At 73.3% G+C, this 19,182-nt stretch carries 4 protein-coding genes; 3 read left to right on the plus strand and 1 reads right to left on the minus strand.

Annotation, left to right across the window (positions count from 1 at the left end):
• The first annotated feature begins 276 nt into the window (after nt 1-276).
• From ACQPY0_RS41515 to ACQPY0_RS41525, 3 genes are read left to right on the plus strand one after another with little or no spacing between them, the layout of a single operon-like run.
• On the plus strand, nt 277-3,459 hold the full coding sequence (locus tag ACQPY0_RS41515; protein ID WP_432973874.1) for a hypothetical protein: 3,183 nt from the start codon (nt 277-279) through the stop codon (nt 3,457-3,459).
• An 8-nt stretch (nt 3,460-3,467) separates the two neighbouring features.
• Nucleotides 3,468-4,805 carry a hypothetical protein gene (locus ACQPY0_RS41520; RefSeq protein WP_432973876.1) on the plus strand — a complete coding sequence of 446 codons (1,338 nt, stop codon included), beginning with the start codon at nt 3,468-3,470 and terminating at the stop codon, nt 4,803-4,805.
• The gene (locus ACQPY0_RS41525; protein WP_432973878.1) at nt 4,802-16,072 is read left to right on the plus strand and encodes a hypothetical protein; all 11,271 of its coding nucleotides are present in this window, start codon (nt 4,802-4,804) and stop codon (nt 16,070-16,072) included. Before ACQPY0_RS41520 ends, ACQPY0_RS41525 begins: the two co-directional genes overlap by 4 nt.
• 10 nt (nt 16,073-16,082) lie before the next feature.
• On the opposite strand, the gene ACQPY0_RS41530 is transcribed toward ACQPY0_RS41525, so the two are convergent.
• Nucleotides 16,083-19,127: a discoidin domain-containing protein gene (locus ACQPY0_RS41530; RefSeq protein WP_432973880.1), complete on the minus strand. Its 3,045-nt coding sequence runs from the start codon at nt 19,125-19,127 to the stop codon at nt 16,083-16,085.
• Between the last annotated feature and the right edge of the window lie 55 nt (nt 19,128-19,182).

Here is a 19,182-nt window from a genome sequence, read left to right on the forward strand (position 1 = left end):
GTGCCGGGCGCGCCGAGGACCGGCGAACACCCAGCTCGTTGAACGCGTCGATGGCCGCCGCCGCGTCCGGGGTGGCGAGATCGGCCGCGTCGTGGATCGCGGAAACCAGGTACTGCGGCATCTCGCGGCGCCGGCCGGCCGGTAGACCTGGATCACCGATTACCGGGCGCCGTCGCAACATCACCTTCCGTTACTGAAGCGTTATCTGTGCCCACCCACGCGCGCCATATGCTTCGCCGCAGCACGCATTACCCACCTTTGGCAAAGGCGGAGTCCGTGGCGACAGGTCGGGGCACGCACGCGAAGGCCGCGGATCCGATCTTTGTACGTGTCTCCCCCAATGTGGACCTGTATGCGCTGAGCAGCCGCGACCACGTCGCGGTGCCCGGGTACTGGGCCGGTTACCGGCCGGGGCCTTCGCCGCGGTTCGGCGACACGATCTCGCTCAACGCGGCATGGGAGAACCCCGGCGGGGTGTATCTGTTCTGCGCGAGCACCTTCGCCGACGGCGTGGCCTTCCTCGCCGCGGTCGATGCCTGGCGGGCCGCGCACCTGCCGCACAACGTCCGCTGCATGTGGATCGGCGATCCGGACCAGGTCGCCGAGTCCGTCGTGGCCGAGCTGCGGGCCGTCCCGCGCGGCAGCGGCGCCCAGATGTGGTGGTCCATCGATCGCGAGTCCCGATTCGTGCTCAGCGGATACAGCCTCGTCGTCCCCGCGGACGCGGCACTGCACCGGTGCGACCCGAGTGCCACCGCCTTCTGCCTGCGCAACGGCAATCTGCTGCTGCAGGCCCCGGACGGCACGGGCTTCGCCAGCCGGCCCAACAGCGCATCGATCCCGCTGGCCGGTCCCGGCCTGGGGGCCTGGGCGGCCATTCTGCCGCTGGGCGGTGAGGGCAACCCGGCACCGGCGGCACTGGCGGCGCAGCTGCGCTACGCCACGCCGGAATCACGGGTGGTACCCATGCCGCTGCTGCAGCCGGACAGCGCGGCCCTGCGCGGTGAGCTCAGCTTCGATCCGCTCTATCCGGCGCTGCCGCAGCGCACCGCGATCGGGCTGGCCGATCCGGTGCCGTTGGTCAGCAACCTGCGCACGCGCCTGGGGCACCCGGTGGAGCTGACCCCGCAGGGCGCGCAGTTCCCGTGGCCCGCGCGGCTGGTCTTCAACGTCAGCCCCGGCAGGGCCGGCGTCGAACACTACCTGACCGCCGACGGCGCGTTCCTGCTCACCGCACCGCCGACCGACCAGCGGCTCGCGCTGGGGCTGTCGGGGCTGGAGTTCGTCTGGTTGCCCGCCTGGAACGCCGTGTGCCGGTTCATCGCCGGTCAGCCGGCGTTCGCCGGTGCCGACGGCGTGCTGACCTCGGCCGCCACCACAGCGCACGTCGAGCTGCTCCCGCCGGCTCCGGGCGTGCCGGCGCTGGCCTACTACGCGCAGCCGGAGCTGGCGCCGTGGTTCGCCATGAACAGCATCGACCAGGACGGGTTCCTGCAGCAGCTCATGCTGCCGGCGGCGACCCTGCCCGCCTGGCCTGCCGCGCCCGCCGCGGCACCTCCCGCGGGGCTGCCGGTGGGCTGCTATCTCGGCCTCGACCCGGGCGACGGCGCGGACGCCGCCTGGCTGGAGCAGGCCGTGCTCGCCCCGGCCCGGCGGGCCCGCATCGGCGGGGCCGCGCCGACGACATCGGCGGTCCAGAGCGTGACGCCGCACGGCATGGCGGGCTACGCGGCGCAAGGTGTGCAGGGATGGGACAGCCTCTTCCTCGCCTCCTTCCCCGGCGACGCGCCGCGCTACCTCGAACTCACCGACGTCAGCGCGACCCTGCGTGGCCGGCTGATGGCCACCGAGCTGTTCATGGTGATCGCCGACCCGCAGGCGCTGCTCGACAACGCCACGACCGGGGCGTTGCGGGTGACGATGGACGGCTGGGCCTTCGACCTGTCACCCGAGACCTGGCGCACCGGTGCGGACGCGCCCACGATGCTGCTGTTCAAGCTGTCGGAGCGGTCGCTGGCCGATCTGGTGTCGCGGCCGGCGACCTGGAGCTGGTCCGAGGCGGCCGGCGACGTCGAAGCCACCCACCGGCGGCTGGCCGCGATGATCGAGGCCGCCGCGGCCGCACCGCCGCAGAGTCCGCTGGGCCGGTTCTACCGTGAGGTGGTCGTCGACCCGCGATGGTCGGGGGTGCTGTTCCTCAACGCACCGATCTCCGCGGCCGACCTGCCCGACCAGATGCGCTTCGTCACCGCCGGCATCGACCCGGACGAGTTGTACGCGCACCACGTGGGGTTCAGCCACACACCGTTCACCGTCACGACCAACGGGCTGTCCTCGGGCCGCACCGCGACGTTCGCGCTGATCGAGTACGAGGACGACACCGAGCTGGCGCCGACCACGACCGTGCCGTTCGACTTCGTCACCCAGCGCCTGGAGGTGCGCTTCGCCGGCGGCGCGCTCGCCGACATGTCCGCGCGGGTGCAGTTGATCGTCAACGAGCTGTTCGGGTCCCGGTTGAACCGGCTCGACCCGGTCGGCGGCAACAGCCTGACCATCACCGGCTCGTACCAGCGCCAGGACGGCGTGCCCGGCTACCGGTTCGGGCTCGATCGGCGGGCCGTCTACGAGACCGAGGGTGCGGCCCTGGACTCCATCGAGGTGCTCGGGGTCGCGGTCCGCACCCTGCGGGCCGCGGATGGCGAGTCGAGCGTCGCGGTGGAGTTCGGGCTCGACGGCAACCTGCGCTTCGCCCAGCTCGACGGCTTCGACCTGTTCTCGTTCGGGCCGCAGCAGATCCTGCCCGAGGGCGTCCAGCCGCAGGACGGCTATCTGCGCTTCGCCGACCTCACCGTGGCGATGACGTTCCCGGTCGCCGACCCGACCGACCAGACCTTCACCGTCGACGAGGGCCGCCTGCGGGTGGACCCGGCCAACAGCAAGGCGCGGCGCGGCTCCCTCGCGGCCGGCTTCCCGCTCAGGGTCACCGGGGTGGTCGCGGTCGGGGCCGGCAGCCAGCGCCCGGAGGATCTCGGCTACGCCCCGGTCCTGGCCCCGCTCGACCAGGTGCCGCTCAAGCCGCCCTGGTACGCCCTGACCATGCGGTTGGACCTGGGCAGCGGCGGCGCGCTGGCCGAGGCGGCCGGCCTGTCCGCGACGGTGCTGGCGGCCTGGATGCCCGGGTCGTCCGACGCCGACCTTGCCGTCTACTGTGGACTGAGGATTCCGGGCCCGGACGACTCGGGCTGGCCGGTGCAGGGCGTGGTGCGCCTGGGCTTCCGCGGCTACGAGTTCCTCGTCGACCGCTCCGGCGGGCACCCGGCCTACCTGCTGAAGCTGCAGCGGCTCGCGCTCTCGGCGCTGGGCTGGAGCTTCCCGCCGCACGGGGTCGATGTGCTGGTGTTCGGCGACTCACAGACCAACCAGGCCACTGCAGTGGGCTGGTACGCCGCCTACTCCTAGGAGCACCGATGGCGAGCATCGACTGTTACGTCCTCGATGTCGGTCAGGGCATGGGCAACTTCATCGCGATCTATGACGACGCGGGCACGCTGACCAACACCATCCTCGTCGACTTCGGCACCGAGGGCAGCACCAAGAAGCCCGAGCCGGCGCTCAAGCTTGTCGTGTCCCTGCTCAAGACGATGGCCCAGCCGACCATCGACGTGCTGCTCGTCTCGCACACCGACAAAGACCACCACAACATGCTGCCCAAGCTGTTGGCTGCGTTCGGGGTCTATGACCCGGACCACCCCGCCAGGAACACGCTGGTAGTCAAGGAGGTCATGTTCGGCGGCTCGATGGCCAACGTCACGGAAAGCTTCTACACGGAACTGGTCAAATACATGCCTGTCGGGGAAGAGCCGGACTCGTTCACCGCCCACTTCAGTTCGTTCCCGTACAACTCAGGTTTCGGTCCCATCAATCCCTTCATCATCGTCGGCAATGTCCAGATCTACATGATGATGGGCAATCTGTGGGCGATGCCGGACCGGGGGGAATTCGAAGGCGGTGAGTGGGCGGCCGAAACGGGCGAGGGATACAACAAGAACACCGTGTCCATGGTGCTGCTGGTGCGGGCGAACAACTCGGCCTTCGTGCTCACCGGCGACGCCACCGGACAGACGATAGCGGCCTGTAACTACATGATCGCGAAGATGCGGCAGTTCTTCACCTTCGTGGAGGTGGCGACCGTGCCGCACCACGGCAGCTCCAGCAGCGCCTTCGATCTGAAGAGCCTCACGGGCATCGATCCGCAGCAGAACATCGTCGACTTCGCCAAGTACATCGACCCGTACAGCCTCGTCGCCAGCGCCGAGAAGCACGGGAGCTGGGACCATCCGGCGCTGAGCGTCCTGGAGCTGTTCTGGAAAGCGAACCGGGTGCACTCGCAGGCGCTGTACAACGAGTACGACTACTTCCACCCGTTCACCTCGTGGATCAAGAAACGCACGTTGCGGTACCCGCTGGGCCAAGGGTGGCCGGCCCACGAAGGCCGCTACACCGCCTTCACCCAGACCGGCACCTACACGACGCTGTACGGCTTCAACACCCCGCCGGCCGCCGACATCTGGCCACCGCAGATGCGGCCGATCAATCCGCCACCCCCGGCGATCTGGCGGCCCTACGGCGTGACGTGGAAGTTCCACGTCGACCGGGGCGGCCGGGTGTCGTTGACCCGGGAGTCCAGCCGCGACACGCCCACCGCCGAGCTGCTCGACCGGCTCGCGGCCCCGCCGGTGCCTCCGGTCCCGGTCGGGCCTCCGGCCGGCGCGGCCCGTCCTCGTCGGCTGCGGGCCTTCCCGTGACCGCGACGCTGGAGGAGGTCCGCCGGGCGCTGCAGGACAACACCGACAACGGCCGGATCGACCTGGCCGCCGCCGCGGGCGAGGAGCCGCTCGACGATCTGCGCCCGGCGTTGGCGGTGCTGCACGTCGGGCAGGGCTATCCGCTGACCGGGGTCCAGCCGCCCATTGTGGAGGGTGGGCGGGTCCTGCTGCGAGGCTACGGCTCGTTCGGGCTGCGCGGGGCCCGAACGGACCACGTGGTGGCCGTGGTCGCGGATCTCGAGTACACCATCGTCGAGCAGCGCGGCTGCTTCACGTTGACCCTCGCCCTGCCGGCGGACTGGACCTTCGGCGACACTTTCGCCAACCTGCCGAGCGGCCCGCGCCTGGTCGAGCAGATCATCCGCCGGCTGCCGTCGTACCTGAGCGACCTGCCGCTGCACCAGGCCGCCCTGCGCGCCCGGACCGTCGAAGGCGCCACCGACGCGACGCTGCACCTGCTCGGCGAGCTGCAACCGGCCGAGGCGTACGAGCGGTACGAGGACTTCTTCGCGCCGTGGCCCCTGGCGGTCGACGGCACCGTGGTGCTGCCGGCCTCCGCGGCCGATCCGCCCGACCTCGACCTGGTGGCCACGTCGCGGCGCCCGGCGATCACGGCCGGTCCGGTCCGGCTGCACGGCTTCGGCCTGCAACTGCTGTGCTTCTCGGACCGGGAGAAACCGGTCGGCGAGCGGGTGCCGGGAAGCGTGCTCAACGCGGTGGCGACGCTGGAGCTGGGCGGTAACCCGCCGATCGCCGGCCGGGCCTTCGCGCAGCTCCTGGTGGCCGACGCGGTGTGGATCATCATGGTCGAGTTCGAGGGCGAAGGACCGACGCTCGGCGACGGCTTCGCCGGCGTGGCGCGAGCCTTCGGCCTGGCCGGTGCGGCGGACTTCACCGCGCCGCCCGGCGTGCACGTCCTGACCGGCTTCCAGTTCCGCGAGCTGGAGGCGGGCCTCATCGCGCCGGACGTGTCCGCCCTGCCCAGCCTCAACCACGTCGCCGTCACGCTGGTGTCGCCGCACCGCTGGACGCTGCCGGTGCCGTTCCTGAGCGTGTCCGATCTGGGCATGAGCTGGATGGTCGGGTGGCAGGGCGAGGCCACGCCCGAATACCTGGTGGGCGGCTTCTTCGGCCGCCTGCACCTGCCCACCGGCCCCGGGCCGCACGACGAGGTGGTGCTCGGCCTGAGCGCCTTCTTCCCGAGCTTCCGGGTCAACGCCGAGCTACGGGAGGGCGAGATCCCGCTCGAGGCGATGCTCGCCCGCTTCCTCGGCGTGCCGCCGCCCAGCAGCGGGTTGACGGTGACCCAGCTGAGCATCGGGGCCGACCTCACCGCCCGCACCGTCGAGGCCAGCGCCTGGCTCACCAGAGCGCTGCGCTTCGAGCTGCTCGGAAAGATCCCGATCGAGCTCGTCGGAGTCGGCGCCTGGATCAGCGCGGGCCAGAACAGCATCAGCGGCGGCCTGCGGGGCGAACTGGCGTTGCCCGGGCTGGCGCCACCGGGTGCGGCCGAGCCCCTCGTCGAGCTGACCGCGACCTACGACGGCCAACAGTGGATCTTCCAGGGCGGTCTCACCCCCGACTCCATCGTCGACCTGGCCGCGCTGGTCGCGCACTTCACCGGCGCGCCTCGCCGGCGTGACTTCGAGCTCCTGCTGACCGAGCTCGCGGCCAGCTTCGCGATGGGGACCGGCGCATTCGCGTTGTCCGTCGCGATCGCCACCCGGTGGACGCCGGAGATCCTGGGCGGGCTCACCATCGCGGCCGCCGCCGGCGCCCAGATCGCCCGGACCGATGCGCAGTCGCCGGCCAGCGCCCGCCTCACCGGCCGGTTCCAGGTGGCCGGCTTCGCACTGTCGATCACCGCGGACATGACCGCCGGCGAGGTCACCTATGTCTTCGAGGTGTCCTTCAACGACCACTGGATCGCCGCCGAGATCGCCTGGATCGGGGAGGGCGACCAGCGCCACCAGATCATCACCATCCACGTCGGCAACGTCACGGTCGGGGAGATCATCGAGTACCTCGTGGGCCTGGTGGCGCCGACGCTCGGGTTCCGCCTCGAACCGCCGTGGGACCTGCTGAACCGCATCGACCTGTCCCGGTTCCGGTTGGTCATCGACCCGACGCTGGCCACGGTCGAGGTGACCTACCAGGCCACCGTGGTCCTGCCGACGATGACGCTGACCGGCATCGGGCTGCGCGCGCAGCGGGTGGCCGGCAAGCCGACCGTGGTCATGATCCTGCACCGGGCCGAGCAGGCCCCGCTGTCCTGGGACCTGCTCTCCGACCCGCCGCCCCGGGTCGCGGGCGAGGGACCGGCCAAGTCCAAGCTGAACTACCTCGGCATCGGGCAGCGGGTCCGGCTCAAGGGCGACCCGCCCACCACGGTGCGCGAGGCGATCGCCCGGCTGGCCACGCAGCTGCGCCCGCCGGACGACCCGGACACCAACCCGCTCGACCAGCCCAGCGGCGAGGGCCTGCAGTTCGCCGCCGAGGCGGGATGGCTGGTCGGCCTCGACATCAGCGTCGCCGGCCTGGCCGACATCGCGCTCGTGCTCGCCGATCCCGATGTCTACGGGCTGGCCGTCAGCCTGTCCGGCGAGAAGGCCGACGCGTTCGCCGGCCTGCGCTTCGACGTGCTCTACCGCAAGGTCTCCGGCAACGTCGGCGTGTTCCGGGCCGAGCTGGAGCTGCCCGAATCGGTGCGCCGGTTCCAGCTGGGCGCCGTGTCGGTGACGCTGGGCGTGCTCGTGGTCGAGGTGTTCACCAACGGCGACTTCCGGGTCGACCTCGGCTTCCCGCACGGCGGCGACTTCGGCCGCTCGTTCGCGTTCGAGGTGCTGCCACTGCTCGGCCGCGGCGGCATCCTCGTCGGCAAGCTCGACGCGGCGACCTCCGGCCGGGTTCCGGCGATCAGCAACGGCACCTTCTCGCCCGTGCTGGAGCTCGGGATCGGCTTCGCGGTCGGCATCGGCAAGGAGTTCCGGGCCGGACCCGTCTCCGGCGGCGCCTACGTCGAGGTGGTCGCCATCTTCGACGGCGTGTTCGCCTGGTTCAACCCGACCGACGCGGGCGCGCCGACCGACGTCTACCACTGGGTCAGCGCGGTCGTCGGGGTCCACGGCAAGCTGTACGGGCAACTCGACCTCTCGGTCCTCAAGGTCGCGGTGACGATCGAGGCGTGGGCCGAGGCGAGCATCACCCTGGAGGCCTACCGCGCCACCGACGTCCAGGTCTCGTTCTCCGTGGAGGTCAACGCCGAGCTGACGATCGGCACGTTCACCATCCCACTGTCCTTTTCGGACAGTGTCCCGTTCGGCTTCACCCTCGGCACCGACCGGCCGACGCCGTGGCTGCTCGCCGGCGGCACCGACCAGGGCAGCCAGGCCCGCCTGCGGGCCGGCATCGCCGCGCCGCCGGGCCGGGTGCCCCGCCGCCGGCTGGAAGTGCTGCGCCGGCTGGCCCTGCAGCGCACGAGCCGGACCGCGGCCGAGCCGTGGGACCCGACGCAGCGGGTCTTCACGAACTCGCCCCGCGTCGCCAAGCTGTACCTGCAGCCGCTGTTGAGCGTGACGGACGTCCCGCTGGCCTGGTCCGCGCCGGCCCCGCCGCCGAGCAACCCGCCGCACTACCGGTCGGCGCTGCTGCTGGTCGCGCCGTACCACGCCGAGCCGAGCACGCGGCAGTTCGTCGAGGCGCTGCTGCGGTGGTCGATCGCGGCGGTCACGGGTACCCCCGGCAACGACCCGTCCGGCGTGGTGACCGCGGCGCAACTGCGCGCGCTCGCCGACGACCTCCACTCGCCCGCGACGGTCGGCGACGCGTTCCAGATCGCCAAGCTGGTCGCCTTCTTCCGCACCAACCTGCACCTCGACATCGCCGACCAGCCGCCGCCCGCTCGCGCGGCGCACGCCGCGGCCGAGCCGCTGACCGGCACGGTGCTGCCGATCCCGCCGCTGCTCACGCTGGCCAGCTCGCACGGCGGGGCGCGGCACAACCTGGCGCAGTACCACCCGGTCGGCCCGCGCTACCTGTGGCAGGCGGCGCAGTACGCGGCGCACCTCACCCCGACCCCGCGGCCGCCCACCCCGCCGCCGCCCGACCAGCCCGCGACGTACCACTCCTACGGCACGTACCTATTCCAGGACTGGTGCCTGATGGTGGCCCGGGCCGCCGTGGACGCGGCCGTCGCCGGGCTCAACCGCCGGCCGGTGGGGCAGGACCGGCCGATGTCGCTGCGCGGCATCGCCGACGCGTTCCCGACCGTGTCCGTGGCGTACCACATCCGCGCCGGCGACACCGTGGACAGTGTCGCCGCCGCACTCGGCGCGAGCCCGGCCGAGCTGCGCTTCCTGAACCCGGAGCTGGAGCAGGCGCTGGCCGACACGCCGCCGGGCACGCGGCTGCCGGTCAAGCTGGGCGTGTCGCCGCAGAGCGCGGCCATCGACAACGCGGCCGTCCCGATCGACGCGACGACCAGCCTGGACCTCGGCACGATCGACTACCAGGTGGCCGCGGGCGACACGCTCGCCGCGATCGCCGGCCGGTTCAACTCCCGGGCGCCGCAGTCGCTGTTCCCCGCCGGGCTGACCGACCCGCTGGCCACGGACCGGCAGCTCCTGGCCGGGTACGCGGAGTTCACGATGCCGCCGGTGCGCTTCGCCAACCCCAACAACGAGGGCATCCTGCTGGTGGCGGCGGTGTTCTTCACCCGCTACCGGCCACTGACCGAGGTGGACTCGGCGGAGTGGTACTCGACCGCCGTCTTCAACCTCAACGCCGCGGACATCACCTGGGGCCCCGGCGACGCGGTACCGCCCGGCTCGAGGTTGCTCGTCCCGGCCGCCTACAACGACGCCGACCCCGTCCGGGCCCGGCGCTACACCACGCTGCCCGGTGACACGATCGCCTCGATCGCCCGGGCACTGGCCCTGGTGCAGCGGTTCGGCACGGGCGAGCAGGGCCCGGCCGGCTGGCCGCGGTTCCGCGAGCAGGTGGTGTCGGCCGGCGCCGAGGTCAGCATCCCGGCCACCACCAACGTGCCGATCCTGCCCCGGGAGAGCCTGGCCGACCTGGCCGAGCGGTTGCTCACCGCCGCCGGCCGCCTGGACACGCTGCTGCAGTACGTCGCGGCCCAGCCCATCCTGGCCCAGCTGGCGATCGTGCCGGTGCCCGATGTCGTCGTCAACCCGGCCGGTCGCACTCTGGGCTGGCTCTGCGATCGGCTCGGCCTGAGCCTGGACGACCTGGCCGGCCGGCTCGCCGAGCAGACCCTGTTCAGCGCCGGCGCGCCGCTGAGCATCGCCCACCTGCTCGTGCACGGCATCGACGACCTCGTCGCCGCGGTGCTCGACGACGCGACCGAGGTGATCGGCGCGCGGAGCGCCCGCAACCTGCTCTCCGGCACCCGGCTGCCCGCGCCCGTGTACGACCCGGACCGGCACGCGAGCGCGACCGGCCCGCTGACCGCCATCGCCGACCTCGTCGGCCAGCAGTTCCCCGCCCCGGCACCGGCCGGTCCGGACAACGCGGTGGCGCTGGAGCTCACCGTGACCGCCAACGCCGACGCCGCGGGCTGGATCACGCTGGGCCCGGCGGCGCGGCTCGTGTACCGCTACACCAACGCCGACCTGCGCGAACGGTATCCGGCCGGCTCGGTCGGGGTCACCCCGGTGATCGGGCAGGGTCCGGCCGAGCGGCCGAGCGCCGAGCCGGTCCCCCGCACCTTCGGCCTGGACCATCGCATCGAGATCCAGACCCCGGTACCGATCACCATGCCACCGGCGGACCCGACCGGCGCCGCGGGCGACGACCCGGTCAAGGCGCCGCCGCCCTCCGGGGTGAGCGCCTGGCCGCTGCCCGCGGCCCTGATCGCCTACGCGGCCGGGCACACCAGCACCCGGTTCGAGCTGGCCCGGGCGGCCCGACGCCCGGACGCCCCAGGCGAGTCGGAGCTGCTGTCCGGCTGGACGTTCGCCATGCTGGTCCCGCTGCGGGTACGGCGGCTGGCCGGCCTGACCCACCGGTACGAGCTGATCGGCGTCGACGCGGCCGCCCGCGACCCGCTGCAGCGCCTGTGGGAGCGGCACTCCCTGGAGCCGGCGGCCGTCTACGTCGCCGTCCGTCCGGCGCCGGACGCGGGCCACCCGTCCGGCCTGGCCGTGCTCAACGCGGCGCCGGCGCGCACGTTCGTCGTGCGGGCCAACCTGAGCAAGCAGACCGCCCCGCCGGCACACCTCGCCACCGCCACGGCCACAGTCACAGCCACCGAGCAGTTCGCCGACCTCGATGCCCCGATGGACTTCCTGCGGCTGCTCTGGGAGGGTTCCGTGGTCGGCGGGGCCGGGTTCGCCATCGGCTTCGCCGCCGCCGACGGCGCCGACCTGCCGGCGAGCGCCTTCGATGACAACGGCGTCGCCGCGCTGACGCTGCTCGTGCTGACCGAGGATGCGTGGCTGCCGGCGCCCGGCGGCCGGCCGGTGCGCCCCTACGAGACCTGTGCCCTGATCCCGGCGGGTCTGGACCCGTCGGTGACCGCGCTGTGGCTGGGCGCCGCCGACGACAGCGCGGTCACGGTCGAACCCGTCGTGCCCCAGGGCAGCGCCGGCTTCGGGGTGACCCTGACGCCGCCGGACCCGAACCTCCCCGCCCCGACGTATCGGCTGCGGCAGCTGTTCAGCCTCGTGCGGTATGCGATCCCGGACGCGCCGTTTCAGCTGCCGGACGCGGGCCTCCCGGTCTGGGCGCAGGTCGACGACGGGCTGCGCCGGCCGCGGTGGCGCCGAGCCCGGCTGGACCGGCGCCGCCGGGCCGGTCTCGCCGTCCCGGACGAACCGGCGGCCGACCTGTGGCGCTACGAGCAGGTGCTGCCGCTGGCCCGGTTCGGCCCGGCCTCACCCTGCCCGGCGGTGCCAGGGCTGCCGCCGCCGGACGCCGACCCGTACCGCGGCGTCGGCCAGGGCGCCAATGTCCACCTCGGACTCTGCGATGTCCTGGGTAACGTCACCACCCTGCCCGGCGGGCCCAACGGCACCGCCAGGCTCACCCTCGGCTACACCGACGCCGTGCTCGGAGTGGGCAGCTGGCCCGGCATCACCACGGCCTACTGGGTCGACCGGGGACCGCAGGGCGTCCGGCTACGGCTGACGGTGACCGCCGAGCCGGCCACCATCATGCCCGGCCTCGACGGGACCGCGACCGCGGTGGCGCCGCAGGTGGCGCGGGCCGCCGAGCGCTTCGCCCAGGCCTGCTTCCAGCTCGCGGACGGGCGGGTACAGGCGGCGGTGGTCACGTCGCTGCGCCAGGACCAGGACGGCACACCGGCGGCCCTGCCCGCCGACGCCAGCGGCCTGTGGCGGCTCAGCGCGGCGGCCTGTCTCGCCAACAGCGCGGCGGCCGCGGCGACGCCGGTCCTCGCCGGCGGGACCATCGCCGAGATCGGCTACCGGTACGGCGTGAACGCGGCTCTGATCGCGGCGGTCAACGCCGACCGCCCGGCCGCCGGCCTGCTCGGCACCGGCCCGGTCGTGCCGGCCTACCGGAGCGTCGGCGACGGGCAGAGCGCGGCCGATGTGCTGGCCGGGGCCCCCGTCGGCTGGCCGCGGCCGGGCAGCGGCAGTGACCTGCTGCGGCTGCCGCACAACCGCGTCCTGCCGCTGCGGGCCGGCTCCGTGTTGCGCACGGCGGCCGTCGAGATCGCGGTGGGCCCGGTGCCCGCGGCGCTGGGCGACGTCGCGAGGAGGTACCACACCACTGCCGGACTGCTGGCCACGGACAACGCCGGCCGGACCGACATCCTGGTGCCGACCTTTGCCTTCGAGTTCGAGGGCGTGTCGATTCCGGCCGGTACCGACAGCCTGGACCAGATCGTCGCGCGGTTCGGCGAGCTCGGCGTGGTCTGCGACGTGGCTACCCTCGGCGCCGCGAACGCCGACCGTCCGGGCCTGCTGGCGGCCGGCGCCCGGCTCGCCACCACCCACTACGTGGCCCGGCCGGACGACACCATCGACACCAACGGCAGCGGAGCCGATCTCGCCGCCGGCAACGGCGGGACCCCGGGCATCTACCCGGCGGGCACCCTGCTCTCGCTCGGGACGTTCGATCCCGCGGTGGTACGCGTCCAGCCGGACGAGACGCTGGAGGAGTTCGCCGGGCGCTTCGCTTGCCCGCCCCCGCAGTTGCTGGCGGCCAACGCCGACCGGCCACTGCCCGACGCTACGGTGCTGATCCCCGGCGCGGTCCGGTTGCCCGAACCCGGCACGGTCCGGGTCCCTTACCCCGTGCGCGGCACCGACACCCTGGCCGCGATCGCCGCGCTCTTCCCCGGCCACGATCTGCTCACCCTCGCCCAGGACAACGCCCCGATGCCGGGCACCCTCGCGCCCGGCCGCGCCGTCGTGCTCATCATCGACGACGTCCGCTACGAGGAGACCACCGTCGCCGGCGACTCGCTGGCCGGCCTGCACCGGCGGTTCGCCGCGCAGGACGCCGGGATCGCCCTTGCCGACGTCGTCGAGGCGATCGCCTTCGCCCCGGGCTGTCTGGCGGCCGGGGCGGTACTGTCCACGCCCGCGCCCCGGCTGCCCGGGACCGGGCCGGTGTCCCCGGCGGCGGCAGCGGCCGCGCTCGGCTCGGAGCCGGTCGCGCTGTGCCTGGCCAACGCGGCCGTGCTCGGCCTGATCCAGCCCGGCGTCGAGCTCACCGCCCCGGGCCGCTCGACGTCGATCGTGACCGGATCGGACGACACGCTCAACAGCCTGACCGCCCGCTTCGCCGCGATCCGGGTGACGCTGACCGTCGCCGAGCTCGTGGCCGGCCACTGCGACACCGCGTTCCTGCGGGCCGCAGCGACGGTACTGCTGCCGCCGGCCCCGGTGAGCATCGCCGTCGAGTTCGCCGCCGCCGGACCGTTCGCCACCGTCGCCGGACCGCTCACGGTCGCGCTGCGCCTGCGGCGACCACGTGAGCTGGTCGACGTGCGGCTGCGCAACGGGCCGGCGGAGCACGCCGACACCGCCGTACCGCCGCGGTTCACGGTGGACCCGACGGGCAGCACCGACACCCGCACCCTCGGCCCGTTCGCGGACGCGTTCCACACGGCCCTGCCCGACCTGCGGCTGGCCACCGGCTCGGCCGGCGAGGCGGACCTGTGGCTGGTCAACTTCGGCGCCGGCGGGCTGTCCAAGGTGTACGTCGGCCGGCTGCCGGACGGCACGACCGTCCCGCCGCGCAGCTTCGCGATCCGCCCGCTCTACCGCGAGCCGCAGACCCGGCGCGGGGTGGCCCTGCCGGCGCTGGACGAGCAGGGTCGCCTGGTGGCCGGCCCGCAGGTCGACATCCAGGCCGTCGACGTCGAGGTGTGGGCGCGGCGCTTCCTGCGGGACATCGACACGGTGCTGTCGCCGGCCTACGCCTGCGGCCTGTACGCCGATCCGACGGCCCGAACGGCGCTGGACCGGCTGCTCGCGGCCAAGAGCGGCCTCGCCCGAGCGGTCGCCCTGGGCGTGGCGGAGGTACTGCAACCCGGCCGGGCCACGGCGAACGACCTCGATGCCGCGCGCCAGACGATCCGCGACCGCCTCGCCGTCGAGCTCGCACCCGCCTACGACACCGCGGCGCTGGTGCAGTACGACGCGCAGGTGGTCTCCCCGTGGATCGACGACGAGTCGGCACCGGCCCGGCTGCTCGGCACCGCGCGGCCCACCGCCCAGGCGTCGGTGCCCTACCAGCTGGCCGCGGCGAAGACGGCCCTGGACCGGTCGACGAGCCCGGTCACCTTCGCGCTCTCGGTGGCCGATCCGACCCGGCAGAGTTCGGTCCCGGTGCAGGTGGACTACGACGTGACCCACCTGGAGCACGACATCCACGTCATCGGCAGCACCGGCTACCCGTCGTCGCGGTGGCTCACGTTCTATCCGCCGCTGAGCGGCGCAGACCGGCCGCCCGCCCTGCGCACCTCCCTCGATCGCACGCAGGTCCCGATCCCGCTGCGTGCCTATCCGGTGCTGCCGGCGCTGGTCAACCAGTCCGCCGACCCGACCGTGCCGCAGCACCCGACGATCGGCGACGCGGCCCGCTGGACGTACGCCGTGACCTACGCGCACGAGCACGCCGCCCAGGACGAGGTGCAGCTGACAGTCGCGTTCAACGTCGCACCACAGGCTGGCCCGCAGGCGCCCGCCGCCGCCGACATGGTGACCGCGCTCGCGCGCTACCAGGCCGTGGCCGATCCGCTGCTGGACCTGCTCGCCGCGTACGGCGGCGACGCCGTCCCGTCCGATGCCGCCCGGGCGGCCAGTGCGGCCAACGCGGCCGTGTCGCTGGCCACCCTCGCCACGGAGGTCACCGGCAACTGGCTCAACCACACGTGGCCGCAGGTACTGCCGGCCGCGCCCGATCCGCTCACCTACCGGTACGGCATCTCGACGCTCAGCAGCGTCGAGCCCGACGGCACCGAGGTCCTGTCCGTCGTACGCGTCCGGCTGGGCCAGCCCGTCGCCGGCCCGACCGGGGAGTGGCCGGTGATCGCCTGCCGCACCGCCGAGGGCATCGAGGTGGCGTTGGTACCGCAGGAGCCGGTCGACGACGTCCGGGACTACCGGGCGCCGGTGGCGATACCGCGGACCGCCTGGCTGACCTTGACGATGCGCTGGCCCGGGCTGCACGCGGCCCGGTTCCAGAATGCCCGTGCCACCCTGTCGGTCCGGCGCAACGAATGGCTGCTGGGCCGCGACCAGGCGCCGACGAGCGAGCCGTTCGTGTTCCGGACCGCCGACGTGACCGCGCCGGCGCCGGCCAGCCCGCTGCTGATCCGCCCGGAGCCGATCGACATCGGCCTGGACCCGGCGCACGCCGAGGTCGGCGCCGCGCTGCAGGCCGCGCTGCGCGAACTGACCGACGGGGCCGACGTGGACGTGACGATCAGCGCCTGGTACTCATACGACCTCGTGTCGTCGGCCGGCGCGACCGGGCGCCGGTTCGACCGCCAGGGCGTGGCCCCGCTGTCCACCCGGCTGCCGGTGACGCTGTGGCCGCGCCGGCGCAGCAGCGGCGCCACCGGCGGCCTGGTCGCCGAGCGGCTGCAGGAGTGGCTGGGGCACAACGACACGGCCCCGGCGCCCGGGCGGCGGTGGCTGTTCAGCGTCACCGTGCACACCAGCCTGACCAACGCGTACGAGCGCCCGCTCGTGGTCGTCGACCAGCTCCGCTACGGCATCTTCACCACGCTGGCCCGGACCCGCTGATCTCGTCAGCTCAGCCGACTTGCAGTTCGGAGAGTTCAGCGTCGCCGGTGCGCCAGCCGGGCACGGCTACGGCGATGTACCGGGCGTTCGTCGGCCCGCTGAACGGTGCGTAGGCCGTCCCTTCGGTGGATGTTTCGATGGTGGGTGCCGGGTGGTTGCTGCCGGTCCATGTCAGGGTGATCGATGTGACGGCGCGGGTGTCGGCCAGGTCGACGACCATCCGGCCGTTGGGACCGGGGCGCCAGGCGGTGCTGGGGTTGCCGTCGACGGCTTGGGATGGTTCGCCCATACCTGCGGGTAGTGGAGAGGTGGGGAATGTGGTGCGTCCGCGGGCCAGGTCCGAGGTCGGGGTGACCGGGCCGGTGACCGGCACGGCGTAGGCACGGCTGGTGCCGGCCGGCACCTGCGCTTGCACCGACCAGGTGCCCGCGGTCAGGCCCACGTCGACGGCCGCCCCGGCGGGTGCGGTGACCGTGAGGTGGTGGGAGTCGGCGACGTTGAAGCGGGTGCCGGTGGGTGGGCGGCCGGTCAGTGTGAACCGGGCGGGGCGGACGGCGCCGCCACCGGCGGGTACGGATGCGGTGAGGGTCAGGCCGCCGTCGGCGCGCACGATGGACACGCCCCGGTACAGCCGGTCACCATTCGGCAACGTCAGTGCCGCGCCGGTGACCGCGGTCGGGGAGAGGTTGAGCAGGGTCAGGTATCCGTCGGCGTCGCTGAGCCGGAGCGTGGCCGGCCCGCCGGTGGGCAGCCGGCGGGCCGCCGCGGCGGCGAGGTCGGTGCCTGTGCCGGCGTACCCCTCGATGAGGGTGGCGGCCGGGATCGTGACCTGGGCCGCGGACGCTGCGATCGGGCCGGTCGCGCCGTGTGCGACCAGGCCGGCACGGTCGTCGATGCGAGCCCATGCGCCTAGCGTCGCGGTGCTCGGCGCGGTCACCGCGGTGCTCCAGGTGGTGCCGTCGGTGGAGGTCTGCACCAGGTACGCGGTGGCGTACGCGGATTCCCAGCTCAGGCGAACCCGGGTGAGCTGGACTGTCGCACCCAGGTCGACGGCGAGCCAGCTGTCGGCTCGGCCGCGATCGTCGCGGGCGACGGCCCACCGGGTGGCGGGGTTGCCGTCGACGGCGTTCGCTGCCGGGTAGTTCGGGTCGGCAGACGATGCGGTGACGGTACGGCCGCGGGCCCGGTCGGTGCCGCTGGTGTCGTACGCCTCGACGGCGAACAGCGAGTAGCCGTACTGGCCGGAGGCGGAGCGGCCGAGGAAGCGTACGTGCCGGGCGGCACGGGCTGGGAAGGTGACCTCGTCGGTGCCGCCGTCGCCGAGCCCGGCCGGCGGCGTGACCGTGCCGTTCGGGCCGGTGAAGGTGCGGCTGCCGTCGAGGCCCGGTACACCCGGCATGGTGAGGTTGAACAGGGTGAGCGAGGACGGACCTGGGCCTGCGTACACGACGGTGCCCGTGGGCAGGGTGGCGTATCCGGCCCATCCGGCGGGGGTCTGCAGCACGGTGGCTGTGGCGTCGATGCCGTCGCGTGTGGCGGTGTAGGCGGCCGTCCACTGCCGGGTCGGCGCCCCTGCGGTGGCGGGCAGGAACGCGGGGGCCCGGGTGTCGATCAGCCAGTTGTCGTGGCCCGGCTGCCACAGGAAGCGCACCTGGCCGGGTTTGGTGACAGCTGCTGCGAAGCCCGCGCTGGTCTGCTGTGCGGTCAGCCCGGCGTCCGCGCCGAAGGTGCGGGCGCCCGCAGCCGCGGCGAAGAACTCGCCGCTGGTCACGGGTTGCACGGCGGTCGTGCGCCAGCGGTGGAACAGGTACGCGATGGCTAGCTCGGCCCTCGCCTCCGGCTCGTACTTCTCCTCGCCGCTGAACTTCGTCAGCCGGTTCTCGGGGGCGTACCGCAGGTATGGCATCAGCCGCGACGCGAGGTCGGCCTCGGCGCGGGCGGCGTGCCGGTCGCCTTGCACCTGGGCGAGGAACGCCAGCGGCAGTACGTCACGGCCGTACAGGTGGTAGCGGTCGGCGACCATCGGCATTACGGGCTCGCCCGCGTCGCTGGCCAGCAGGCGCAGTGTGGCCCACAGCTCGCGGCCGTTCGGCTGGCGGGTGAGGACCTGCGGCAGTGGTACACCGGCGGCGAGGAAGTGCGCGGCGGTACGCCCGGCGGTACGCCATAGTTCGGCCTGGTAGTGCGGGTTGACCGAGTCGTGGTTCTCCACCACGAACGTGTCGTGCAGGTTGTGCGCGGTCATCAGCTCATCGATGCGGCGGCCGTCGATGACCGCCGGATTGGCGCGGTCGGCGGCGGGCAGGCCGCTCGAGTTGGCCGCCCAGAACACGAACCGGTCCCGCCAGCGCGCCGCCTCCGCATCGCCCGCCGGGGCCCAGGCGAGGCCCGGGGCGATGGCCTGCGCGTAGACGCCCATCTCCTCCAGCTTGGTGTCGCCGCGGAACCCGCCGGTGCTGCCGTTCGGCGTCCAGGACCCACTGAGCGGATCGTTGCCCGTTCCCAGCGCGTAGGTGTAGGCGGCCTGGCCGCGGGCGATCGCCTCGACGTTCGCCCGGGTCGCGGCGGTCAGTTCCGACCACAGCAGCCGAGCGGCGAGCACGAAGTACAGCTCGAACGTCGAGTCCCAGAACAGTCGGCGGCCCCACTCGGAGCCGCCTGCGAGCCGGTTCGTGGCCGCGAACCGGGTGATCGTGGCCAGGGTGCGCTGCCGCAGGGTGGTGGCATCGACGCCGGCCACCGTGGCATCGTACCCGTCGGTCGTGAGCAGGACGGCGTTGCCGAGCACTGCGGCGAAGCGGAAGTCGGCCGCGCGATAGGCACCGATCGCCGGATCCCACTGCTGCTCCACCCAGCGGGTGTGCGTGAGCAGCAAACGACGGTACTCTTCGGCGACCGGCCCGGCGGCCAGCGTGCTCGGCGGTGCCGTCGCGGCGGGAGCGGGCAGGACGAGGGTGCCGCCGACGGCCCCGGCCAGGGCGAGCAGGGTCCGTCGGGAGATCGCCGCCGAACGGTCGTGGCGGGCGTCAGGGTGGACGTCGTCGATGGAGGCCATCACGCAGCTCCGTTTGTCGGATTCGGGCAGAACCGCAAGGGGTTCGGCATCGTTG

The sequence above is a fragment of the Dactylosporangium sp. CA-233914 genome (genome assembly GCF_050942935.1).
Taxonomy (GTDB): Bacteria; Actinomycetota; Actinomycetes; order Mycobacteriales; family Micromonosporaceae; genus Dactylosporangium.